This window comes from Burkholderia sp. BCC0419, from assembly GCF_902830285.1.
Taxonomy (GTDB): domain Bacteria; phylum Pseudomonadota; class Gammaproteobacteria; order Burkholderiales; family Burkholderiaceae; genus Burkholderia.
This window is the reverse complement of record NZ_CADESR010000002.1, coordinates 683,982-704,323: the sequence shown is the minus strand read 5'-3', so window position 1 is coordinate 704,323 and position 20,342 is coordinate 683,982. Positions and strand designations below refer to the sequence as shown.

19 protein-coding genes are annotated in these 20,342 nt (G+C 64.3%); 10 read left to right on the top strand and 9 right to left on the bottom strand.

Features of this window, described 5'->3' with window-relative positions; translation table 11 throughout:
- Positions 1–303 precede the first annotated feature (303 nt).
- The 8 genes from HWW87_RS16595 to HWW87_RS16560 all read left to right on the top strand — a co-directional run bounded on the left by HWW87_RS16595 (position 304) and on the right by HWW87_RS16560 (position 10,054).
- Positions 304–897 (top strand): isochorismatase family cysteine hydrolase, encoded by a 594-nt coding sequence (locus HWW87_RS16595; protein WP_175821206.1) that lies wholly within the window; start codon positions 304–306, stop codon positions 895–897.
- Positions 894–1,973 carry a hydrogenase expression/formation protein HypE gene (gene hypE, locus HWW87_RS16590; RefSeq protein ID WP_174430479.1) on the top strand — a complete coding sequence of 360 codons (1,080 nt, stop codon included), beginning with the start codon at positions 894–896 and terminating at the stop codon, positions 1,971–1,973. Before HWW87_RS16595 ends, hypE begins: the two co-directional genes overlap by 4 nt.
- On the top strand, positions 1,945–4,323 hold the full coding sequence (hypF, locus tag HWW87_RS16585; RefSeq protein ID WP_175821205.1) for a carbamoyltransferase HypF: 2,379 nt from the start codon (positions 1,945–1,947) through the stop codon (positions 4,321–4,323). Before hypE ends, hypF begins: the two co-directional genes overlap by 29 nt.
- Positions 4,320–5,033 (top strand): HAD family phosphatase, encoded by a 714-nt coding sequence (locus tag HWW87_RS16580; protein WP_175821204.1) that lies wholly within the window; start codon positions 4,320–4,322, stop codon positions 5,031–5,033. Before hypF ends, HWW87_RS16580 begins: the two co-directional genes overlap by 4 nt.
- Before the next feature lie 101 nt (positions 5,034–5,134).
- Positions 5,135–6,244: an SIS domain-containing protein gene (locus tag HWW87_RS16575; RefSeq protein ID WP_175821203.1), complete on the top strand. Its 1,110-nt coding sequence runs from the start codon at positions 5,135–5,137 to the stop codon at positions 6,242–6,244.
- A gap of 28 nt (positions 6,245–6,272) precedes the next feature.
- On the top strand, positions 6,273–7,556 hold the full coding sequence (locus HWW87_RS16570; protein WP_175821202.1) for an amidohydrolase family protein: 1,284 nt from the start codon (positions 6,273–6,275) through the stop codon (positions 7,554–7,556).
- A gap of 128 nt (positions 7,557–7,684) precedes the next feature.
- On the top strand, positions 7,685–8,887 hold the full coding sequence (locus HWW87_RS16565) for an MFS transporter (protein WP_175821201.1): 1,203 nt from the start codon (positions 7,685–7,687) through the stop codon (positions 8,885–8,887).
- A gap of 189 nt (positions 8,888–9,076) precedes the next feature.
- On the top strand, positions 9,077–10,054 hold the full coding sequence (locus tag HWW87_RS16560) for a nitrilase family protein (RefSeq protein ID WP_175821200.1): 978 nt from the start codon (positions 9,077–9,079) through the stop codon (positions 10,052–10,054).
- 126 nt (positions 10,055–10,180) lie between these two features.
- On the opposite strand, the gene HWW87_RS16555 is transcribed toward HWW87_RS16560, so the two are convergent.
- Positions 10,181–10,552, bottom strand: a complete 372-nt coding sequence (locus HWW87_RS16555) for a helix-turn-helix domain-containing protein (protein WP_244107260.1) — start codon at positions 10,550–10,552, stop codon at positions 10,181–10,183.
- A 104-nt stretch (positions 10,553–10,656) separates the two neighbouring features.
- On the opposite strand from HWW87_RS16555, the gene HWW87_RS16550 reads away from it, so the two are divergent.
- Positions 10,657–11,511 carry an SDR family oxidoreductase gene (locus HWW87_RS16550; protein ID WP_175821494.1) on the top strand — a complete coding sequence of 285 codons (855 nt, stop codon included), beginning with the start codon at positions 10,657–10,659 and terminating at the stop codon, positions 11,509–11,511.
- A 409-nt stretch (positions 11,512–11,920) separates the two neighbouring features.
- Here HWW87_RS16550 and HWW87_RS16545 read toward each other — a convergent pair whose 3' ends face one another.
- The 3 genes from HWW87_RS16545 to HWW87_RS16535 form a co-directional block, all read right to left on the bottom strand.
- Positions 11,921–12,778 carry an SDR family NAD(P)-dependent oxidoreductase gene (locus HWW87_RS16545; RefSeq protein WP_175821199.1) on the bottom strand — a complete coding sequence of 286 codons (858 nt, stop codon included), beginning with the start codon at positions 12,776–12,778 and terminating at the stop codon, positions 11,921–11,923.
- 116 nt (positions 12,779–12,894) lie between these two features.
- Entirely contained in the window at positions 12,895–13,764 is an 870-nt protein-coding gene (locus tag HWW87_RS16540; protein ID WP_175821198.1) for an SDR family NAD(P)-dependent oxidoreductase, read from the bottom strand.
- Positions 13,751–14,671, bottom strand: coding sequence for an alpha/beta fold hydrolase (locus HWW87_RS16535; RefSeq protein WP_175821197.1), 921 nt, complete (start codon positions 14,669–14,671; stop codon positions 13,751–13,753). Before HWW87_RS16535 ends, HWW87_RS16540 begins: the two co-directional genes overlap by 14 nt.
- Before the next feature lie 94 nt (positions 14,672–14,765).
- Here HWW87_RS16535 and HWW87_RS16530 point away from each other — a divergent pair, with 94 nt between their 5' ends.
- Positions 14,766–15,377, top strand: a complete 612-nt coding sequence (locus tag HWW87_RS16530; RefSeq protein ID WP_059555563.1) for a TetR/AcrR family transcriptional regulator — start codon at positions 14,766–14,768, stop codon at positions 15,375–15,377.
- A 522-nt stretch (positions 15,378–15,899) separates the two neighbouring features.
- Here HWW87_RS16530 and HWW87_RS16525 read toward each other — a convergent pair.
- From HWW87_RS16525 to HWW87_RS16505, 5 genes are all read right to left on the bottom strand, one after another.
- Entirely contained in the window at positions 15,900–16,796 is an 897-nt protein-coding gene (locus tag HWW87_RS16525; protein ID WP_175821196.1) for an amidohydrolase family protein, read from the bottom strand.
- Positions 16,797–16,884: 88 nt separating this feature from the next.
- Entirely contained in the window at positions 16,885–17,199 is a 315-nt protein-coding gene (rhaM, locus tag HWW87_RS16520; protein ID WP_174430490.1) for an L-rhamnose mutarotase, read from the bottom strand.
- 17 nt (positions 17,200–17,216) lie between these two features.
- Positions 17,217–18,005: an SDR family NAD(P)-dependent oxidoreductase gene (locus HWW87_RS16515; protein WP_175821195.1), complete on the bottom strand. Its 789-nt coding sequence runs from the start codon at positions 18,003–18,005 to the stop codon at positions 17,217–17,219.
- Between the two features lie 79 nt (positions 18,006–18,084).
- Positions 18,085–19,263: an L-rhamnonate dehydratase gene (rhmD, locus tag HWW87_RS16510; protein ID WP_175821194.1), complete on the bottom strand. Its 1,179-nt coding sequence runs from the start codon at positions 19,261–19,263 to the stop codon at positions 18,085–18,087.
- Positions 19,264–19,357: 94 nt separating this feature from the next.
- Entirely contained in the window at positions 19,358–20,293 is a 936-nt protein-coding gene (locus tag HWW87_RS16505; RefSeq protein WP_175821193.1) for a dihydrodipicolinate synthase family protein, read from the bottom strand.
- Positions 20,294–20,342 lie beyond the last annotated feature (49 nt).

Sequence of the window (20,342 nt, the reverse complement as noted above, 5' to 3'; positions counted from 1 at the left end):
TTTTGCGTGGTCAAATGGCGCCCGATTCCCCAGTCGCCGCTTCTGGCTGCGACCTGACAAGCGAGCGTGGCGACACGATCATTGTTTCGTAACTTAAAAAAATCGACATAAGAATAAATCGGCCGATACCGCCAAATGAGACGCCTTGTTCGGCAAGCACCCGGCCGCTCGGTTGCATATGCAACCGCACCACCATGACGTAGATGGCTGCCCTATCTGTTCCACTGGTTTTTGAAGTCAGTCGCCCCGCATCGCCGGAGCACCCGGCGCCAACCAGAAACACGAAAGAAAGGTGATCGAATCATGCCGAACGTCGCTGTGCTCACCAACGATTTGCAATACGAGTTCACCCACAAGATCTCCACCGATCCGGAGCAGTTGAGCCGCTTGCTCAAGCAGTTCAATACCTTCCTCGACGGCATCCGCGCCGCCGGGCAACTCGTCGTGCATCTGCAACTGATCCACGACCCCGACGACCCGCAGGTTCAGAGCCGTTATCGGGGACGCGCGATCCCGGCCATCGCGGGAACGCCGGGCAACCGTCTGATCGAAGACGTGGTACATCCGTCCGACCTGGTGGTGGTCAAGGGCCGCGACAGCGGCTTCTACGAAACCAAACTCGACGAGACGCTGCGAGCGCGCGGCGTGAAGACTGTGATCGTCACCGGGCTGCAGACTCATGTCTGTGTCCAGACCACGGCCGCCGACGCCTTCTTCCGCGGCTACAAGATCTGGGTGCCGCGGGACGGCGTGTTCTCACCGAAGCCCGAAGACACGGATCGCGCGCTCGAATGGCTGGCCAGTTACTGCGCCATCATCGCCCCCTCGTCCGAGATCCTCGAGCGGCTGAAGGAGCACGACGATCTCCCGGGCCGCGGCGAAGAGGCACTCGCATGAATACGGCCCATACGCTGACCGAGCGCGTGACGGTCACTGGCGGCTCGGCCGTCGCAACGGCCCCGGACCCCAGCCAGATAGTGGTGCTGGATCACGGTACCGGCGCGAAGCTCAGCCGGGAGCTGGTGGAGCGCATTTCCGAAACCCTCGCCGATGTCTACCTGGGCGCCATGGAGGACAGCGCGCTGCTGGAGCTGCCGAGCAACCGGATCGCGTTCACCACCGATTCCTTCGTCGTGACGCCGATCATTTTCGGCAACGGCGATATCGGCAAGATCGCCGTGTGCGGCACTGTCAACGATCTCGCGGTGAGCGGCGCGCGTCCGCTGTATCTCACGCTCAGTCTCATCATCGAAACCGGCATGCCGATGGACGAGCTGCTGACGATCATCGCGTCGGTACGCGATACGGCGCGTGCCGCAGGCGTGAAGATCGTCGCCGGCGACACCAAGGTGGTCCGCAAGGGCGATGCCGACCGGTTGTTCATCAATACGGCCGGAGTAGGCGTGCTGGAACGGCCACCGGTTTCCATCCAGAACGTGCGTCCCGGACAGAAAATTCTGCTGAGCGGCTATATCGGCAATCATTCGATTCACCTGCTCTCGATTCGCGAGGGCCTTGGCTTCGAGCGCAACGTGTTGAGCGACTGCGCGCCGCTCAACCACATGGTCGATTCGGTCTTGAAAGGCGTGCCCGCCGGCAAGGTCGCCTCGCTGCGCGACGTCACGCGGGGCGGATTGTGCGCCGTGCTCCACGAGCATGCGCGCGCAACAGGATGCAGCATACGCTTCGAGCGCAAGGCGCTCCCGGTCTTGCCGGAAGCCGCCATGGCCGCCGATATGCTCGGCATCGACGTGATTCATCTCGCCAACGAAGGCTGCCTTTGCCTGTTCGTCGAGCCCGACGTGGCGGAAGACGTGCTGGCCATCCTGCGCGAGGATCCAGCGGGAAGGCAGGCCGCCATCATCGGCGAGGTCGGGGCCGCATCCGGTGCCGAAGTTCGCCTGGTCGAGACGGACGGAACCCAGGTCACCCTAGAGGAACTCCATGGCGCGGAACTTCCCCGACTCTGCTGAGTTCCAGGGCGCGACGCAGACTCGCCGCTACCGGGTCTGCGGCATCGTCCAGGGCGTCGGATTCCGGCCCTTCGTGCATAAGCTGGCCCGCAGCCACGGAGCCAACGGCTGGGTGCTCAACGATTCGGAAGGCGTCCTGCTCGAGCTGCAGGCTTCCGAGCAGGCCCTCGACGGCTTTATCGACGAGCTGGTCTCGCACCCGCCTCCGCTTGCGCGGATCACCGACGTCCGGCGGGTGGCGCATGACGTGCCTGCTCCACGCCACGAAGGCTTCGAGATCCGCAAGAGCGTCGACCTGGCGTACATGGACACCATCATTCCGCCCGACTCGAACGTCTGCGACGATTGTCTGCGAGAGTTGCGCGACCCCGGGGATCGCCGCCACCGTTACGCCTTCATCAATTGCACACACTGCGGGCCGCGCTATTCGATTATCCACGGCATGCCGTACGACCGCGCCCAGAGCACGATGCGGGCGTTCACACTGTGCCCGGATTGTCGTCGCGAGTACGAGGACATCGAGGACCGCCGCTACCACGCACAGCCGAATGCCTGTCCCGTCTGCGGGCCGCGCCTGCAGCTGACCGACCGGGACGGCGCACCCGTCGAGACCGACGACGTGGTGCGCGAGTCGATCGCCAGGCTGCGGGCTGGTGCAATCCTGGCGATCAAAAGTCTCGGCGGCTTCCATCTCGTGGTGGATGCCCGTAACGAAATGGCGGTGCGCGAACTGCGCCGCCGCAAGCGGCGCGATGCGAAGCCGTTCGCCGTGATGGTCGCCGATCGAGAGGCAGCAGCGCGCTGGGCCTTCGTGAACCCGCACGAGCAGGCGCTGCTGGAAAGCCCGCAGCGCCCCATCGTCCTGCTGCGCAAGCGTCCCGAGACGCTCCCGGAGGCGATCGCGCCGCGCAACCCCCATCTTGGCGTCACATTGCCTTCCACGCCCTTGCAGCACCTCCTGCTTGAAGATCCGTCGCTGCCGGTACTGGTCATGACGAGCGGCAATCTCTCGGGACATCCGATCGCCTACGAGAACCATGCCGCGCTCGAACAGCTGCGGGAGATCGTCGATGCCTTCGTGCTGAACGACCGCGATATTCGAACCCGCGTGGATGATTCGGTGGTTCGCGTCATCGTGCGCGAGGGCAAGGATGCGCCCCTGATGTCCTTCATGCGCCGCTCGCGCAGCTACGCGCCCTATCCAATTCACCTGCCCTATCCGGTAGGGTCGGTCGTTGCGCTCGGCGCCGAACTGAAAACCACGGTCGGCATTGGCAAGGGCAACCAGGTCTTCATCAGCCAGCATATCGGTGACCTGAAGAACGACACCACCTTCAAGTCCCATACAGATTGCGCCGCCCACCTTCAGGCGCTGCTCTCGGTCCAGGCCGACACGCTCGCCTGCGACATGCATCCCGCGTTTCGCTCGACCCGAGCGGCGGTCGAGCAAACCGAGATGCGGGTGGTCCAGGTCCAGCACCACCACGCGCACATGGTCTCGTGCATGGCGGAGAACGGCCTGTCCGGCAGCACCATCGGGGTGATCTTCGACGGTGCCGGCTACGGGCCCGACGGCACGATCTGGGGCGGTGAATTCCTGCTCGGCGATGCGACCGGCTTCGAGCGCGTGGGACATCTGCGCCCCCTGCTGCTGCTCGGCGGAGACCAGGCCGTCAAGGAGCCGATCCGCATCGCCATCGCGCTGCTGGTGGAGACCTTCGGGGAACAGGCGGCCGAGCTGGCGGTGCCCGCCTTGCGCGCCCTGGACGAGCAACGGCGCGACGTGTTCGTGAAGATGGCCGCGCGCGCGATCAACACGGCCACCACCACAAGCATGGGCCGATTGTTCGACGGCATGTCCGCGCTGCTGGGAATCTGCTCGAGAATCGAGTACGAGGCGCAGGCGGCGATCGAAATGGAAGCCTTGCTGCAGCGGGATTTTCGCACCGCCGAGCCGTTCGGCTATGCCATCGGAACACGCGACGGATGCCTCGAGGTCGACTATCGCCCCATCGTTCGCGAGGCGGTCGAACTGCTGCTGGCGCCCGGCGCCGATCTGGCGGAACTGAGCCGGCGCTTCCATTCGACCGTGGTGGACATCATCGGCGAGATAGGCGCGCGCCTCGCCGAGCGCTTCGGCGTCGATCAGATCGTGATGAGCGGCGGCGTCTTCAGCAATGAGTTCGTGCTGGTGAACGCGCTGGCCGCGCTCGAGTCGCGCGGCTTCAAACCCTACTGCCACCAGCTGGTTCCGACCAACGACGGCGGCATCTCGCTCGGCCAGGTGGTGGTTGCCGCGGCCCGCACCACGGCGTCGAGCGAACTTCAATTGATCGAGGAGGCGAGATGAGCGACTACGCAGCCAACGTATCGGCCGTTCTGTTCGACATGGACGGCGTACTGGTCGATTCCAGGGCGGTGATCGAGCGAGCCTGGCGCGAGGCCGCGCAGCGCTACGGACGCGTGATCAGCGAGGACGACATCCACCGGCATATTCACGGACAACCCGGCCCGCATACCATCCGCGCGCTGTTTCACGATCTGCCGCGCGCCGACCAGGAGAAGGTGCAGGCACATGTCATCCACGTCGAGAACACCGCCGACTACGAGACTATCCCTGGCGTGGCGCGGCTGGTCTCGCGGCTCGGCGCGGCCGGCCTCACGATCGGCGTGGTGACGAGCGGCTGGCGCTACAAGATAGACCGAGTGATCGAGATGCTGAAGGCTAAGGCCTACTTCTCGGTGATCGTCGAGCGCGACGACGTGGCGCGGGGTAAACCTCATCCGGATCCCTACCTGCTGGCGGCCCAACGTCTCGGCGTGCCGCCGTCCCGGACCGTGGTCTTCGAGGATGCCGGCAGCGGCGTCACCTCGGCGGTTACCGCCGGAGCCTACTGCGTCGGCATCGGCGGCGAGGACCTGGTGGACAAGGGTGCGAAGCTCGCCATTCCCGATTTTGAGGGGGTGGAATTGCATGCGGGCGGCCCGGAGGGTTCGATACTGTCATGCCGCCCGGGACACCACCTGTTCGTGGAGCGCCTGGCCGCCGTGCAGGCCTGAGGATTCAGGCCGCCTGCCGCCCAGCCCTCCCCTCGTCCGTGTCGTCGTCCCCTGCCGGCCTATCCAGATGCCGAGCAAGGGGCTCGCCCGAGGAAAACCTCATGCCCGGAACGATTCGCACCGCTGCCGGAAACGGCTCATCGCCCGAGGCGCTGGGCCAGCCGCCTTGCGCGCTTGCCAGCGCGCTCGACAGTCTGGGAGATGAACTCGCGCTCGAACGCTTCGGCGAGCATGCCCACCATGTCCTGGCGGCGGCCGACTCCGTGCTGATCCTCGCGTGCGGCGGCAGCCATCATTTGGCATTGGTGGCCAAAGTCTGGATCGAAAGCCTGGTCGCGCTGCCCGTCAGCGTCGAATTCGCGAGTGAATTCCGCTATCGGGACAGCGTGGCCAATCCACGTTCCCTGGTGGTTGCCATGTCACGCAGTGGCGATCTGGCGGACCTCCTCGGGGCCATCGAACACGCCGCGCGAATGGGGATGCCCAATTCCCTGGCCATCTGCAATGGCTCGAACAACGCGCTCGCCGACGCGTGTACCCTGGCCTTCGAAGCCGGTGCGGCGCTCGAGAGCGGCATGCGCTTCCCCGGCATCTTCCCGACCGAACTGATCGCCCTGTACCTGCTCACGCTGGCGCTGGGGCGGTCGCACCGCACCCTCGGCGCGCAGGACCAGCGACACCATCTGCAACGCCTGCGCGAGTTGCCCGAAGCCATTGACGAGGTGCTGGCACTCGAACCGCGTATCCGGACCTGGGCCGAACGCCTCGCGGGCAGCGACAACATGCTGTTCCTCGGACGCGGGATGCATTACCCGGTCGCGGTGGACGGCGCGTTGAACATGAAGGAGATCGCCTTCGTCCATGCCGAGGCCTTTCCAGCCGGCGAACTCAAACATGGCCCGCTTGCGATGGTCAGCGCCGACATGCCGGTGATGGTCACGGCGCCTCATGACCGGCTTCTGGAAAAGCTGAATGCCAACCTCCAGGAGGTGAGCGCGCGCAACGGCAGGCTGTTCGTGTTCGCGGACGCGAATTGCAGCGTGACCACCAGCGCCGGACTCGAAGTGATGCGGCTCGGGCGACATCGTGGATTGCTGACCCCGCTCCTGCACACCGTCCCGATGCGACTGCTCGCCCGGCATACGGCGCTCGCGCGCGCGTCCGGAATCGGGAAGGCGGGAGATTCCGCCCGCGCCATGGCAGCCGGGTAGCGACCGTCATCGACACGAGGGAGACGAATTGTCCGCTACCGACAAAGCACAGTTGTGCGCCGTAGCCGCTGTCACTTCGGTGATCTCGAACGTGCGTTACTACGATACGGCGGATCGCACGCTCAGGCGTGGGGACATCGAGATCCGCGATGGCGAGATCGTTCGCATCGCACGACCCGGAAGCCTGGGGGCAGATGATCGTGTCGATGGTAGCGCGTTCGTCTGTCTGCCGGGTCTCGTCAACGCCGGCCTGCCGGCAGACGTCGTTCGCGACGAGGGGGCGACGTCCGCGACAACGGCGGACTACAACGAGCGCGTTGCCACCGTCCTCTACGACCTGCTGCTTCAGGCCGTCTCGAACGGCGTAACCACCATCGGCATGTTCGGAACGCGGATCAAGGAAAGCCTTGCCGCAGCGATCCGGACTGGTGTGCGCGTGAGCCTTTATCGGGCGTACACCGATCTGTGGCTCGGGCCGGAGCCTGGGCCCGCCGTGTGGGACACCGCCGCATGCCTGCGCGACTACGAACAGAGTGCACGGCGTTTCGACGGTACACGATTCGCACTCCATCCGGCGGTCGGCTCCCAACTGGCGGCATCGACCCACTTGCTGACCGGGCTACACGATTTCGCCAGAAGACATCGCCGACGATTCGTGGTTCGCGTGGACGGCGGCATCCCCTGGGCCGATTCATTCAGGGACGCCTATGGCTGCACGGGTCTCGGTCTGCTGCACAGCCTCGACGTACTGGACGAGAACGTGCTCGTCGTACCGGTCACTCCGATGTCGTTTGGCGATCGGGAGCGATTGCGGCACAGTGCCTCGCATGTGGTCTGGCCGGCCAGAGAACTGGCAGGGAGCCCGGCGCAGCGTGGCGACGTCGCGCGCGCCGGCATCACACGCCAGATGCAGGCAGCGCTCGCCTGGGATCAGGACGCACTTCCCTGCCTGGTCGCCAGCGACGATCACGCGCGTGACGAACGGGCGGGCGAGATCATCGACCTGCTCACGTGGAAGGGCGCGCAGGCCCTGACGTTTTCCGAAACGGGAAGAATTGCTGTCGGCCAACGCGCGGATCTCCTGCTCTACGATGGACATGTGCTCGCCGACGACGGTAGGTCGGCCACCGCCTGTATGGCGGTTCTCGACGCAATTTGCCGCTACCGACCTCGCGGAGTACTCGTCGACGGCCGCTGGGCGATCGCAGGTGTCTTCCAGGACCGCGGGCGGCTCTCACCGGCAGGCCGCCTCGCGCTCACGCCACGGCATCCTCGCGACACCATGCACGCATCGCCGCGGCCAGCACCATGAAGTCTCGCCGGGCTTCCCGTCCATTCGTTGCATCGATATCAACCACCATGAGCCTGATCGCATGCCCCTGAAATTCACGTTGTCTCATTCGACGTCGGCCCTCTACCCGTACCTCGCAGGAGCACTTCATGCATGAATCCATCGCCGAAACGCGCCAGCACTGGCGCGCATGGCATCCGACAGCCGCCATGTTCTTCGTCAACGGCGCGCTGATCGGCATGTGGGCCACGCAGATTCCGATACTCAAGGAACGGCTGGACCTCGCTCCCTTCTTGCTCAGCCTGATCCTGCTGATGCTCGGCGGCGGCACCGTGGTGGCGATGGCTTTCAGCGCATGGCTGATTCAGCGCATCGGCGTGGCGAGATCGATACGCATCAGCGCCGTCGTGTATTGCTTCCTTGCCAGTCTCATTCCGTTCGCGCCGGGCATCGTGACGCTCGGCGCCATCGTGCTATTGTTCGGCGCCTCGGGGGGCACCATGAACGTGGCCATGAACGCGCACGCCAGCGACGTCGAAAAGCGTTTCGGCCGCCCGTACATGTCTTCGTTTCATGGGATGTGGAGCCTGGGCGGCCTCTCGGCCGCGGGTGCCGGCGCCTTGCTGCTGCGCGCGTTCAGCCCGGCTATCGAGGCGCTGGCGATCACCGTCGCGATGTTCGCGCTGTTCATCTGGGCCCAGCGCGGCCTGCTCTCCGGCAGACCGACGGAGAGCAGCGAACAGGTTGCCGGGAAAACGCGGCTGTCCCTGTTCGGTCCTGCCCTGCTGCTGGGCGTGGTTGCCACCTTTGCCTTCGCCTGCGAGGGTGTGGTGCTCGATTGGGCGGCGGTTTATATGCGGCACACGCTGGGCGCCGGCACGGAAAGCGCCCTGATGGGCTACGCATTCTTCGCCGGTTTCATGGCGCTCATGCGCTTCGCCGGAGACCTCATTCGCCGCAGATGCAGCTCGCGAGCGCTGGTCTGCGCGGGCGGCTTGATTGCTGCGATCGGGCTGCTGGCCGGACCGTTGAGCCGCGACCCGCTCGTCATGATCGTGGGCTGTGCGGTCGCCGGCGCGGGTCTCGCCAACGTCGTGCCAGTCCTCTTCAGCATGGCGGGCGCTCTTCCGCGCCCTGCGGTGCAGATCGCCACCGTCTCGGCCATGGGATTCGCGGGGCTGCTCGCCGCGCCACCCTTGCTCGGCCTGATCGGCCAGCATTATGGCCTGGGCTCGATCTTCTACACGGGGGCCGCCGCCGCCGCCGCGATTGCCGTCGTCACGTTCCTGGCCATCCATGCATCGCTCGCTCCGCGCGCCACCATCGATGCGCAAGTGCGCTCGCCCGAGTGAGCCTCACCCTGTTCCGCATGACTGCGCGGCAATGCCTCGTGACGCTCGTGAAAATCGGGATGCCGATGGACGACCTCGTCCATCGAGCCGAGGGTGTGTCATGGCAATCACACAACAAGTAACCGCGGTAAACAGTTTCTATCGACGGAGTTCAGCCATTTCGAGACCTGTCACCAGCAGGGAAAAATGATGCCGGAATCGATTCTTCGCGTTGCTTCAATTCAGTTCCAACACCGTGCCAATGACAAGACATACAACCTCGGCCGGATCATGGACTTCGCCGGCGCGGCGGCCCTCAAAGGCGCGCTCCTGGCCGTCTGCCCTGAAATGTGCATCACCGGCTACTGGCACATACCGAAGCTGGATCGCGCCGAGCTGGACGCACTCGCGGAACCGTTGGACGGGCCTTCGATCCGACGCGTCCAGGAAGCGGCGGCCGGGTTCGGGATCGCAATCGGGGTGGGACTGCTCGAGGTAGCGCCCGACGGACGACTATTCAACACCTACGTTGTCTGCATGCCCGATGGTCGCCTGCACAAGCACCGAAAACTGCATGCGTTCGAACACGAGCAGATCAGCAGCGGAGACCGGTTCACCGTATTCGATACGCCGTGGGGAATGAAGATCGGCATACTCATCTGCTGGGACAACAACCTCATCGAAAACGTCCGCGCCACCGCGCTGCTCGGCGCGACGATACTCATCGCTCCGCATCAGACCGGCGGCACGCACTCCAGAAGCCCACACGCGATGAAGCCGATCCCCTTGATCAAATGGCATGAGAGGCATCGCGATCCGGAGGCCATTGCCGCGGAATTCCGGGGGCCGAACGGTCGCGAGTGGCTGATGCGATGGCTGCCCGCGCGCGCTCACGATAACGGGATCTTCGTCGTCTTCAGCAATGGAGTGGGCCAGGACGAGGACGAGGTTCGCACCGGGAACGCGATGATTCTCGATCCGTACGGGCGCATCGTCGTTGAAACGGCCGCCTGCGAAGACGCCATGGTGGTGGCCGACCTCGATCTGCGACTCATCGAGATGAGCACCGGGCAGCGATGGATGAGAGGGCGTCGCCCGGAACTATACGGCTGCCTGACCGAAGTCCGTGGAGACGAACTCAATCCGCGTGATGCTCACTTCTCAAAAGTGCCGACGAAGAAGAGGTAGAGCGCGCCGAACCCGTTCGTCTTCGAGCGATTGCTTCGACAGGCGGGCAATGTGTCGCGCGAAATCGTTTCCTGAGCGCTCGTCATCCTCCAAACCAGCGTTGGCTATCGGCCTCGTTGGGCATGGCTAGCGCGGCCGGTCACGAAGCAGCAGGCGCGACCCGACCTCCACGATGGACGTAATCGCCGGGAGCAGCTCCTGGCCCAGCGACGTCAACTCGTATTCCACGGACGGCGGTGACGTCGGCAACACGCTTCGCCGGATCACGCCCCGCTCCTCGAGGTCGCGCAGCCTGCCGGTCAGCACCTTCGCGGTGATGGTCGGGTTATCGCGCCGCAACTCCGAAAACCGACGCGGGCCATTGCTCAGGCACCAGATGATCTCGGGCGTCCACAGGCCGCCGATCAACGCCATGCATTTCGACATCGGGCAGCCGGGAAGCGGCTCCACCTTCTTTCGCATTCTCAAGCCCATCGTTGTCCCGGGAATGGTTTCCATTTGGTTACTTGAAAATGATGGTAACTGATAGATAGATGGTTTCCAACGGAAACCATGCCCCCTACACTTGGAGCCTCACCTATCGATTCACGGAGAGAATGAACATGTACGCAATAACGGGAGCATCCGGGCAACTCGGGCGCCTTGTGATCGATGCATTGCTTGAAACCGTTCCGGCCGACCGGATTGTCGCGGCAGTCAGGAGTCCCGCGAAGGCGCGCGACCTGGCCGAGCGTGGCGTGGTGGTGCGCGAGGCCGACTACAAGCGGCCCGAAACGCTCGCTACCGCGTTCGTCGGGGTCGACAAACTCCTGCTGATCTCGTCGACCGAAGTCGCCGGCCGCCTGCCACTGCATCACGCAGTGATCGATGCAGCCCGACGGGCTGAAGTCTCATTGCTCGCCTATACGAGCATGCTGCACGCCGACACATCGCCCGCCCGACTTGCGATCGAGCACCGGCAGACGGAAGAAGTCATCGCGGCCTCGGGCCTCCCCGCCGTCATCCTTCGCAATGGCTGGTACACCGAGAACCATCTGATGGCCCTCCCCGCGGCGCTCGAGCACGGCGCGTTCATCGGGGCCGCGAAGGAGGGGCGCTTCTCGTCCGCCGCGCGGAAGGACTATGCCGCGGCCGCAGCCGTGGTACTGACGACGGACGGCCACACAGGGAAAACCTATGAACTGGCGGCAGACGATGCGTTCACGCTGGCGCAACTGGCCGCAGAGGTTTCGCGGCAGTCCGGCAAGACCGTCGTCTACAACGATCTTGCGCAGGACGCTTATGCAGACGTGCTGACGAGCGTCGGATTGCCGCCCGAGTTTGCCAGCGTCCTGGCCGATGCCGATGTGGCCGCCTCGCGCGGTGCGCTGTTCGACGATGGCGGCGCTCTCGCGCGACTGATCGGTCGGCCCACGACGCCGTTGGCGAGCGTCGTCGCAACTGCGTTGCGCGATTAAGGCGAGCAGGTCCCGATGAGGCGTAAGCGGCTCGGCGCGGCCGGCCCCCGATTCACGCGCGCGTGGACCATGATGTGAGATGTTGAAGAATTCCGTGTGGATCACGTTAGATCGTGCCCATGATCGCTATCATGGGCACGATCTATCCAGATTTACCTGACAATCAGATGGATAAGGCTGGACAGGACCAAACAGACAGCGTCAGATCGTCTGACTCAGTTCGGCCAGGAGGCGTCATTCTCCAGCGCAGTCACACGGACGCGTGCACGTCCGTTCCGCACTAGCAAACGGCCATTTGCAGGCAATCCGGTCCTCGCAGTTGCCGGAGTCTTACGCTAGCGCGCAACAGCCATCCTTTCAGACGGATAGCCGCTCGCCGGCGCACCCAACATACCGCTCAGAACTTGCGCTAGCTTTGTTGGTTTCGATAGCGCTCGAGCTCACGCATCAGCTTATGCATTTCATGTTGTCGCCCGAGATGCCAGTCGGTCACGATGTTGAAGAGCCCTCGCGTCCACGAAAACGGGGCCCACCGGAACGGCACGACGATGCGCGGTTGGCGGGCTCGCAGCCCTTTTATGACGGCCTTCGCGACTTCATCGGGTTGTATCGGTCGCCGCAATGGTGCAGGAAACCCTTTTTCAATTAATTTCGTCGCGAGCGCATTGCCGCCAAAGCCGACCTTGGCAATTGCTGTAGCCACCCATCCCGGATAGAGCACGCTCGCAGTGGACCCGGTGCCGCCTAGTTCGGCGCGCAGTGAACGCGCGAGCATCTCGACTCCGGCTTTGGACGCTGCGTAAGGCGCGTTGACCATGCCGTTCACGAACGCATAGACCGAAGCGGTGACCAGGACCTGACCTCGATTGCGCACGATCTCCGGCAATGCAGCCTTGATCGTGCGCCAGACGCCGAGCAGGTCGACCTCGACGATTCGCTCGAACTCCTGTTCATCGCAGCTATACACGGTGGCGGGTACATCGTGCCAGGAGATGCCTGCATTGGCGAATGCAATGTCGAGGCGACCGAATCTATCGACGGCGTGTTGCACGACCGCCCTGGTTGCGGCAGCATCGGTGACATCGAGCGCCAGGGCAAGCGTGCGCTCCGGCTCAAACTCCGCGGCGAGGCGATCCACTGAAGCCTGCGTCACATCGGTTAGAACGAGTCGTGCTCCACATGCATGCAACTCACGCGCGGTCGCAGCGCCAATGCCGCCTGCGGCACCCGTGATAAGCACGACTTTTCCCTGAAGATCGTAAGCCACTTTGTACTGCTCCTCTGCTATTGGGTTTCCATTGCTGCGCAAACGAGGGGTGATGGATGCCGGCCGCTCCGCTGATCACGCGAAGCCGATCGGTTTCTGCGGCCACCGGATGCCACTTATTTCGCCGGAGCGTGCGCAGCCGAGTCGTTCCAGCCAGTTGTCGACGCCAGACTGATGGCGCGTTCAATGTCCTCGCCGCGAAAGCCAGCGCGTTCGACGAAGCGCCTGAAGAAGCCAGGTGCCTTGGCCACGATCGTGTTGATCTTTGGTACGACGATCATGTCCGCGCGGCGCTCGATGCCTGCGACGATGTCCCGCACGACCTGCTCGCGCGGGATCATCTTCCAGAAGCCTCGATCGTTGCCTCCCCACAATGCCTGGCCGGCCGGATCGGCAACGACATCGTCCATCAGGGGTGTCGGAAAGAACGTCGGATGCGCGCTGCCGACCCCGATACCCAGATGACGAAGTTCCAGACGGATGCTGTCGCACATCGCCCAGACGCCCGCCTTGCTGGCCGTATAGGACGCCTGTAGCGGCGAATGCACAAACGCGGCCATTGACGAAATCGCCAGCATGTACCCGCGCTGTTGCTGGACGAATGGCAAGCCGGCACGGAACGTACGCCACACGCCGTTGAGGTTGATGTCGATGACACGATCAAACGCGGCCGGGTCGAGGGTGGCCATCGGGGCCATGGTGTCAATGCCCGCGTTTGCGATGACCACATCGATTTGACCGAAGTGATCCGCCGCATTGGCCATTGCGGCTTCGAGGCTTTCGAAATCGCGGACGTCGGCGGTCCAGCCAAGAACGTCCGAAGGGTGGCCGAAGCTGCGAGTTTGCGCCGTGAGCCTGTCTGCCTCCAGGTCGAAAAGTGCGAGGCGTGCGCCCCGTGCGTGCAGCGCTTCGGCCAAGGCCGATCCCAGGCCGCCGGTGGAACCGGTAATGGCCACCACCTTGTTCGCCAGCTTATAAGTCGACATGCGCGCCTCCTTGCTTCGTTGGAACGTGACGGTGGAGAAATGCCAGCTGGTCGGCGACCACCCGTTCGAAGTTCTTGCCCACATAGATGTCGAAGTGGCCAGCCCGATACACGCGCACTTCCCCTTTGGGCGCGCGCCTCGCATACCGTTTCGTCGGCCCCGCCGGAGCGACGGAGTCGGCTTCGCAAACGCAAAACAGAATCGGACAGGAAATGTCGCCTGCTTTGCGACCCGGGCGGTGCCGAACGATGTTCAGGCCGAAGCGTGCTGCGACCTGATTGCGAAATGCAGTACCGTCAGGTACCAGCGCGAGATAACCATCCAGGGCATCCGGTGCGGTCATCAACGCGGCAGAACCGGGCGGACCCGCCGTCGGCACCATCACCGGCGCCCTGCCGACGAGGGATAGCAGTACATCGCATAGAGCGAGCGCGGTAACCTTGAGCGCGCTGCGCCAGTTCAACGCGAACAACGACGCGACCCCGTCCGTGAACGGGCATTGCGCGATGGCACCGGCAATAGTCCGGTCGCGTGCTGCGGAGAGAATCACATGACCGCCGCCGAAGGATGTTCCCCACAGGACCACCTGATCCGGCCGGAGATTGCTGTTCCCGCGTGCAAAAGCGATCGCAGCCGACCAGTCCTCCAGTTGACGATCGATATCGAGCAATTGGCGAGGGGAGCCGTCGCTCGCACCGAAATGTCGATAGTCGAACACGAGGCACGCGTAGCCGTTCGCGCAAAAGCGTTGCGCATAGGCGTCCAGCCGCATTTCCTTGATTCCGCCCAGCCCGTGCGCCATCACAATGACTGGAAACGGGCCCGTCCCGCGAGGCTCGTACAGCCAGCCACGGCAATGTTCTCCGCGGCCGCCAGCCACGAACTCGACACTTCTCCGCCCGGCCATGTGTCCCTCCAAGGTGTGAGAGAATAGATTGAGATCCAATGTTGTAATACATTCTATATTTGGAATGAACTCCAATTAATGAGGTAAACCCCGTATGGAATCCAGAACTCAGCGCCGGGCAGCCTCGACCCGACTGGCGATCCTGCAAGCCGCCGAGACTTTGCTGACGGAGGGCGGACTAGACGCGGTCACGCCTGAAGCGGTTGCGACCCGGGCGGATGTCGCAGTGCAGACGCTCTATAACCGTGTAGGTGGCCGTTCCGCGTTGCTCATTGCCGTGGCGGAGCGCGCGTTGGAAGAAAACCGCGAGTACATGGACGCGGCCTATGCATCCGATGGCGATGTGGAGACGAAACTACGTTGTGTGGCAGCTGCTTACGCGCGGTTCGCCAAGGAGCGCCCGCACCAGTTCCGTATCCTTGTCGAACCACCGAATGAGCCGGAGGCGCTTGCGCGCATTGCTGCCCTGATCAGACAGCAAAACGCCAAATTGGCCGCATTGATCAGCCGAGGTATCGACGAAGGGTGGGTGGATGCAGACGTCGAGCCGGAACACGCGTCGACTGCGCTGTGGGCAATGATGAACGGCGTTATCAGCCTGATGTGGCGCCCCGATAGCCTTCGACTGGATGTTGATCACATCGATGATCTACTGGGTACCGCGATCTCATTGTTGACCGGCGGTATCAAGAGGCGTGGCGATTGATACGTTGAGCCCAGACAACTCGGCGCCTGCTAAAACTTCAAGCAGTTCTCATCGGGTCTGTTATCGGGCGGCCTTCCTGGGCTTCCTTTCGATCAGTTTCACGTCATGTCAATTCCGGGATTCGGCACGGAAGCTGGGTGATTATCACGAAGGCGTGGACCGCAGGTAAGCACCTAACTTCCGCCGGTGTGGACGATAGCGGGAATGGCCGTTGTACCTCGCAAGCTGGCGCTGATTCAGGCGGCGTCGAAGGGCTGCAGTGGGTCGATCACGGCCCTTGATGAAGTGACGGCGAAGCAATCTCGGACTTGATCTGACGCTGACTGAGAGATCAGGTTTTGACTTACGCATCAGATGGTCGCCTTGGGCGGAGTGGCTGGCTTCAGTTTGTCAGCCACGTTCCAGGGCAACAGTTCGTCAACGCGAGTGGCGCCTGTATCTTCGCGGCAAGCCCCTGGAAGCCGCAGCGCATGTCCGTCACGCCCGCCGCAAGCCAGATGCGGGTGCCGGCCGGCAACGTGCTCACAATCGGTAAGTTCGCATCGCATTGCCGACGAAAAGCGCATCGCGCTCCTCGTCGCCGGCGCCCGCGACAATCGCCGCATAAGCGTGCCAGAGCGCCGGATAGCCAGCATGGAGCCGATCGACCGGGAAATTCGACGCGAACATGCAGCGTGCCGCGCCGAACACGTCGATGGCCTCCAGCACGTACGGGCGGAAACTTTCGACCGTCCAGCGATGGTCGAACATCGCGAGCCCGGACAGCTTCATCGTCACGTTCGCCCGCCGCGCGAGCCCGCGCAGTCCGTCACGCCATTCGCGCCAGCCGTGCACGCTGGTCCGGTCGACGAACATGCCCGTGTGATTGACGATCACGGGCGTGTCGGGGTGCGCATCGATGACGACGAGCGCGGCGCCGACCTGGGCGGGGTATAGCTGGAGGTCGAACGACAAACCGAACTCGCTCAGCATCCCGAAGTTCTCTCGCCAGCGCGGTTCGGCCAGATAGTCCACGTCGACATAGTTGTACCAGGGGTCCGGATGTCGGTTCAACACCTGCCGGATGCCGCGCACGTTGGGATGCGCTGCCGCGTCGGCGAGCCGGATGCGTGCGTCCGGCGCGAACAGGTCGACGCCCGCGACGATCCCGTCCGGCATCCCGCCGCTCGCCGGCGCATCGGCAAGCGCCTGCAGCCAGTCGACTTCGCTCGGTGTCGTCCACGCATCGTGGATCGCCTCGACATGCACGACCTTCAGCACGTCGATATCCGCGCCGGCGTCAGCGCGCAGGTCTGCGGGCCGGTAGCGGCGAGGCAAATCCGCCACCGCGCCCGAGAACGCCGGCTGAGCGCGATCGAGCCAGCCGTAACTCAGCGCGTCGGCGTCCCAGAAATGGACATGTGGATCGACAACCTGCATGGGGGCTCCGTGAGTTGATACGACGCGATGATCCGCTGCAACGGTTCGGCACACGTCGACCGCTGCCGATCCGTTGAACGGGCCGGCCTCATTCCAGATGAAACATCGGCTCCAGCGATTGCTCGACCGGACGTCCATCCGGCCCGGTCGCCATCAGGTCGGCCATGTACGCCCACCAGCGGCGCATCACGTCCGTTTCGGCGAGTTGCGCGATCCGGTGATCGGCCGGCCGCTTGAGCACGGCGAACAGGTGATGGGTGTCGTCGTCGAGAAAAATCCAGTAGTCCGATATGCCCGCTGCACGCAGCGCGTCGGCCAGTTCCGGCCAGATCGCATCGTGCCGGCGCCGGTATTCGTCCCGCTTGCCGGGGTGCAGGCGCATCCTGAAGGCGATCGTTTCCATGGCCATGCCTCGTTGTTTCACTGAAGGTTCACGTACATGCCGCCGTCGACGAGCAGCGCGGCGCCATTCACGTAGCGCGCCATGTCGGACGCGAGAAACACGACGCAGTCGGCGACGTCGTCCGGCTCGCCGAGGCGGCCGAGCGGAATCCGGCGCTCGAAGTACTCGGTCTTGCCGGGCGCGGCGAGATCGTCGTCGTTGATTTCGGTCCGGATGGTACCCGGCAGCACCGAATTGCAGCGAATCCGATGCGGCGCGAGCGCGACCGCGCACGACTGCATCAGCGCATGGACGCCGGCCTTGGTCGGCGTGTAGTGCGTCTGCATGCCGCCGCCGACCAGCGCGCTGATCGAACTGGTCGCGACGATCGCGCCGCCGTGCCCTTGCGCGGCCATTTGTCGGGCGGCAGCCTGGGTCACGTAGAACGCACCGTGCAGGTTCACTTCCATCGTTCTTTGCAGCAGATCGGGCGGCAAGTCGAGGAACCCGTGGAACGGGCAGATGCCGGCGTTGCTCGCCAGCACGTCGATCCGGCCGAATCGCTCGACCGCCGCTGCGACCAGCGCGCGCGCCGTGTCGGGCTCCGCGATGTCGCCCGGCACGGCAAGCGCGTCGCGCCCCGTCACGCGGATGGCGTCGACGAGCGCGTCGATCTCGTGATCGGCCTGCGCAGGCAGCAGCGGGTTCACCCAGTAGTTGACGACGATGTCGGCGCCATGCCGCGCACACGCCAGCGCGATCGCGCGGCCGATCCCGCGCGATCCGCCCGTCACGACGACGATCCTGTTTTCGAGCAACTTCGTCATTGCGCCCTCCTCTACTTCGATCCTCACGCGTTCAGCAGCGGCTGCCGCCGTGCCAGCGGGCCGGCATCACGCCGCGCGCTCAATGTTCATACGGACGCTGCATGCGCACGTCCGGATTCAGGCGCACGCCGAAACCGGGGGTGTCGGGCACTTTCATCCGCCCGCCGGCCGGCACCGGCTCGTCGAGCAGCAGCGGATCGAACATCGGCACGACACGATCCGCCTGCGGCGCCATCATCAGGAATTCGGCGAACGGGCTGTTGTGCCGCGTCGCGACGAAGTGATAGCTGTAGACCGACGACCCGTGCGGAATCACCAGCACGCCGCGCGCGTCGGCGAGCGCCGAGATCCGCATCAGCTCGGTGAGCCCGCCGCACCAGCCGACGTCCGGCTGAATGATGTCGCAGCACTCCATCTCCAGCAGCATCCGGAAGCCCCAGCGGGTCGCCTCGTGCTCGCCGGTCGTGACGAGCATGCCGCGCGGTACATCGCGGCGCAGCTTCGCATAGCCCCAATAGTCGTCGGGCGGCAGGCATTCCTCGATCCATTTCAGGCCGAGCGCGTGCGCTTCGTGCGCGAGCCGCGTCGCATACGGCACGTCGAGGCTCATCCAGCAGTCGAGCATCAGCCAGAAATCGTCACCGACACGCGAACGCATCTCGGCGAGCGTATCGAGATTGCGACGCAGGCCGGCGTCGCCCTCGGCAGGGCCGTGATGCAACGGCAGCTTGCCGCCGATGAAGCCCATCTCCTTCGCGAGATCGGGTCGAGCACCGGTCGCGTAAAACTCCAACTCGTCGCGCACCTTGCCGCCGAGCAACTGGTGCACGGGCTCCTGCCGGACCTTGGCGAGCAGATCCCACAGCGCGAGATCGACGCCGGAAATCGCATTGAGCACGACACCCTTGCGCCCGTAGTACAGCGTCGCATGGAACATCTGATCCCACATCTTTTCGATGTCGGTCACGCGCTGCCCTTCGATGAAGCGCGCGAGATGCCGCTCGACGATGAACGCGCCGATCTCGCCGCCGGTCGTCACCGCAAAACCGACCGTTCCATCACTGGCCTCGATTTCGATCACGAGCGTGCCGAGCACGTTGATGCCGAACGACTGGCGGCTCTGCCGGTATTCGGGGTAGCGCGACATCGGCGTCGCAATGTGGTCGTCGATCCAGTGACCGGCATCCTGATCGTGGTAGTCGGCACCGCCACCACGCACCGTCAGCGCGCGGACCGCGCGTATCGTCGGCATGCTCATTCTTCGGGTTCCTTGGTTGGGTCTTCGAGTGCGGTACGCATCGTGCGCACGGCCTACGGCGGAAATCGCAACGTCGTCCTGCGAGGTCGTCGCGTCAGCGCGCCCAGCGCAGCACCAGCGCGTCGAGCCGTCGCGCAATCTCGATCAGGCCCGCGCGCGTCGCCGGATGCAGCGGCGCGAGCGGACGGCGCGGCGCGTCCGATGCGATCACGCCGCCCTCCTTCATCAGCGCCTTCGCCGCCAGCAGGCCGGCCTGACGGTTCTCGTAATTGATCAACGGCAGCCATTGCTCGTAGCGTGCGACCGCGTCGTCACGCTGCCCGGCGAGATACGCGGCGAGAATCGGCCGAAGGCCGTCCGGATAACCGCCGCCGAGAATGCTGCCGGTTGCGCCCGCATCGAGATCGGCGAGCAGCGTGATCGCTTCCTCGCCGTCGAACGGCCCCTCGATCGCGTCGCCGCCGAGCGCGATCAGTTCGCGCAGCTTCGACGCCGACTGCGGCACCTCGATCTTGAAATAGCGCAGATTCGGAATCGTGTGCGCGAGGCGCGCCAGAAACGCGGCCGATACCTGCGTGCCGCTCATCGGCGCATCCTGGTACATGATCGGAATCGCGATCGCGTCGGAGAGCTCCGCATAGAACTGCTCGATCGCGGCCTCGCCGCAACGAATCGTCGCGCCGTGGTACGGCGGCATCACCATCACCATCGACGCACCGGCCGCCTGCGCGGCGCGGCTGCGCGCCGCACAGATCGTCGGATTGAAATGCGTGGTCGTCACGATCACCGGTACGCGGCCCGCCACGTGTTCGAGGATCGCCGCGATGAGCCGCTCGCGCTCGTCGTCGGTCAACGAAAACTGCTCCGAGTAATTCGCCAGGATGCAAAGGCCATCCGCGCCCGCGTCGATGATGAAGTCGACACAGCGCTTCTGGCCCGGCATATCGATCTCGCCCGACTCGGTGAAGATCGTCGGCGCGACGGAGAACGCGCCCGTATAGCGGCGGTGAATCGGCGTAGGCAGGCTCATCTATCATCCTCTTTTATAATAAGTCATCCGAATTGTATGGCGCAGCGTT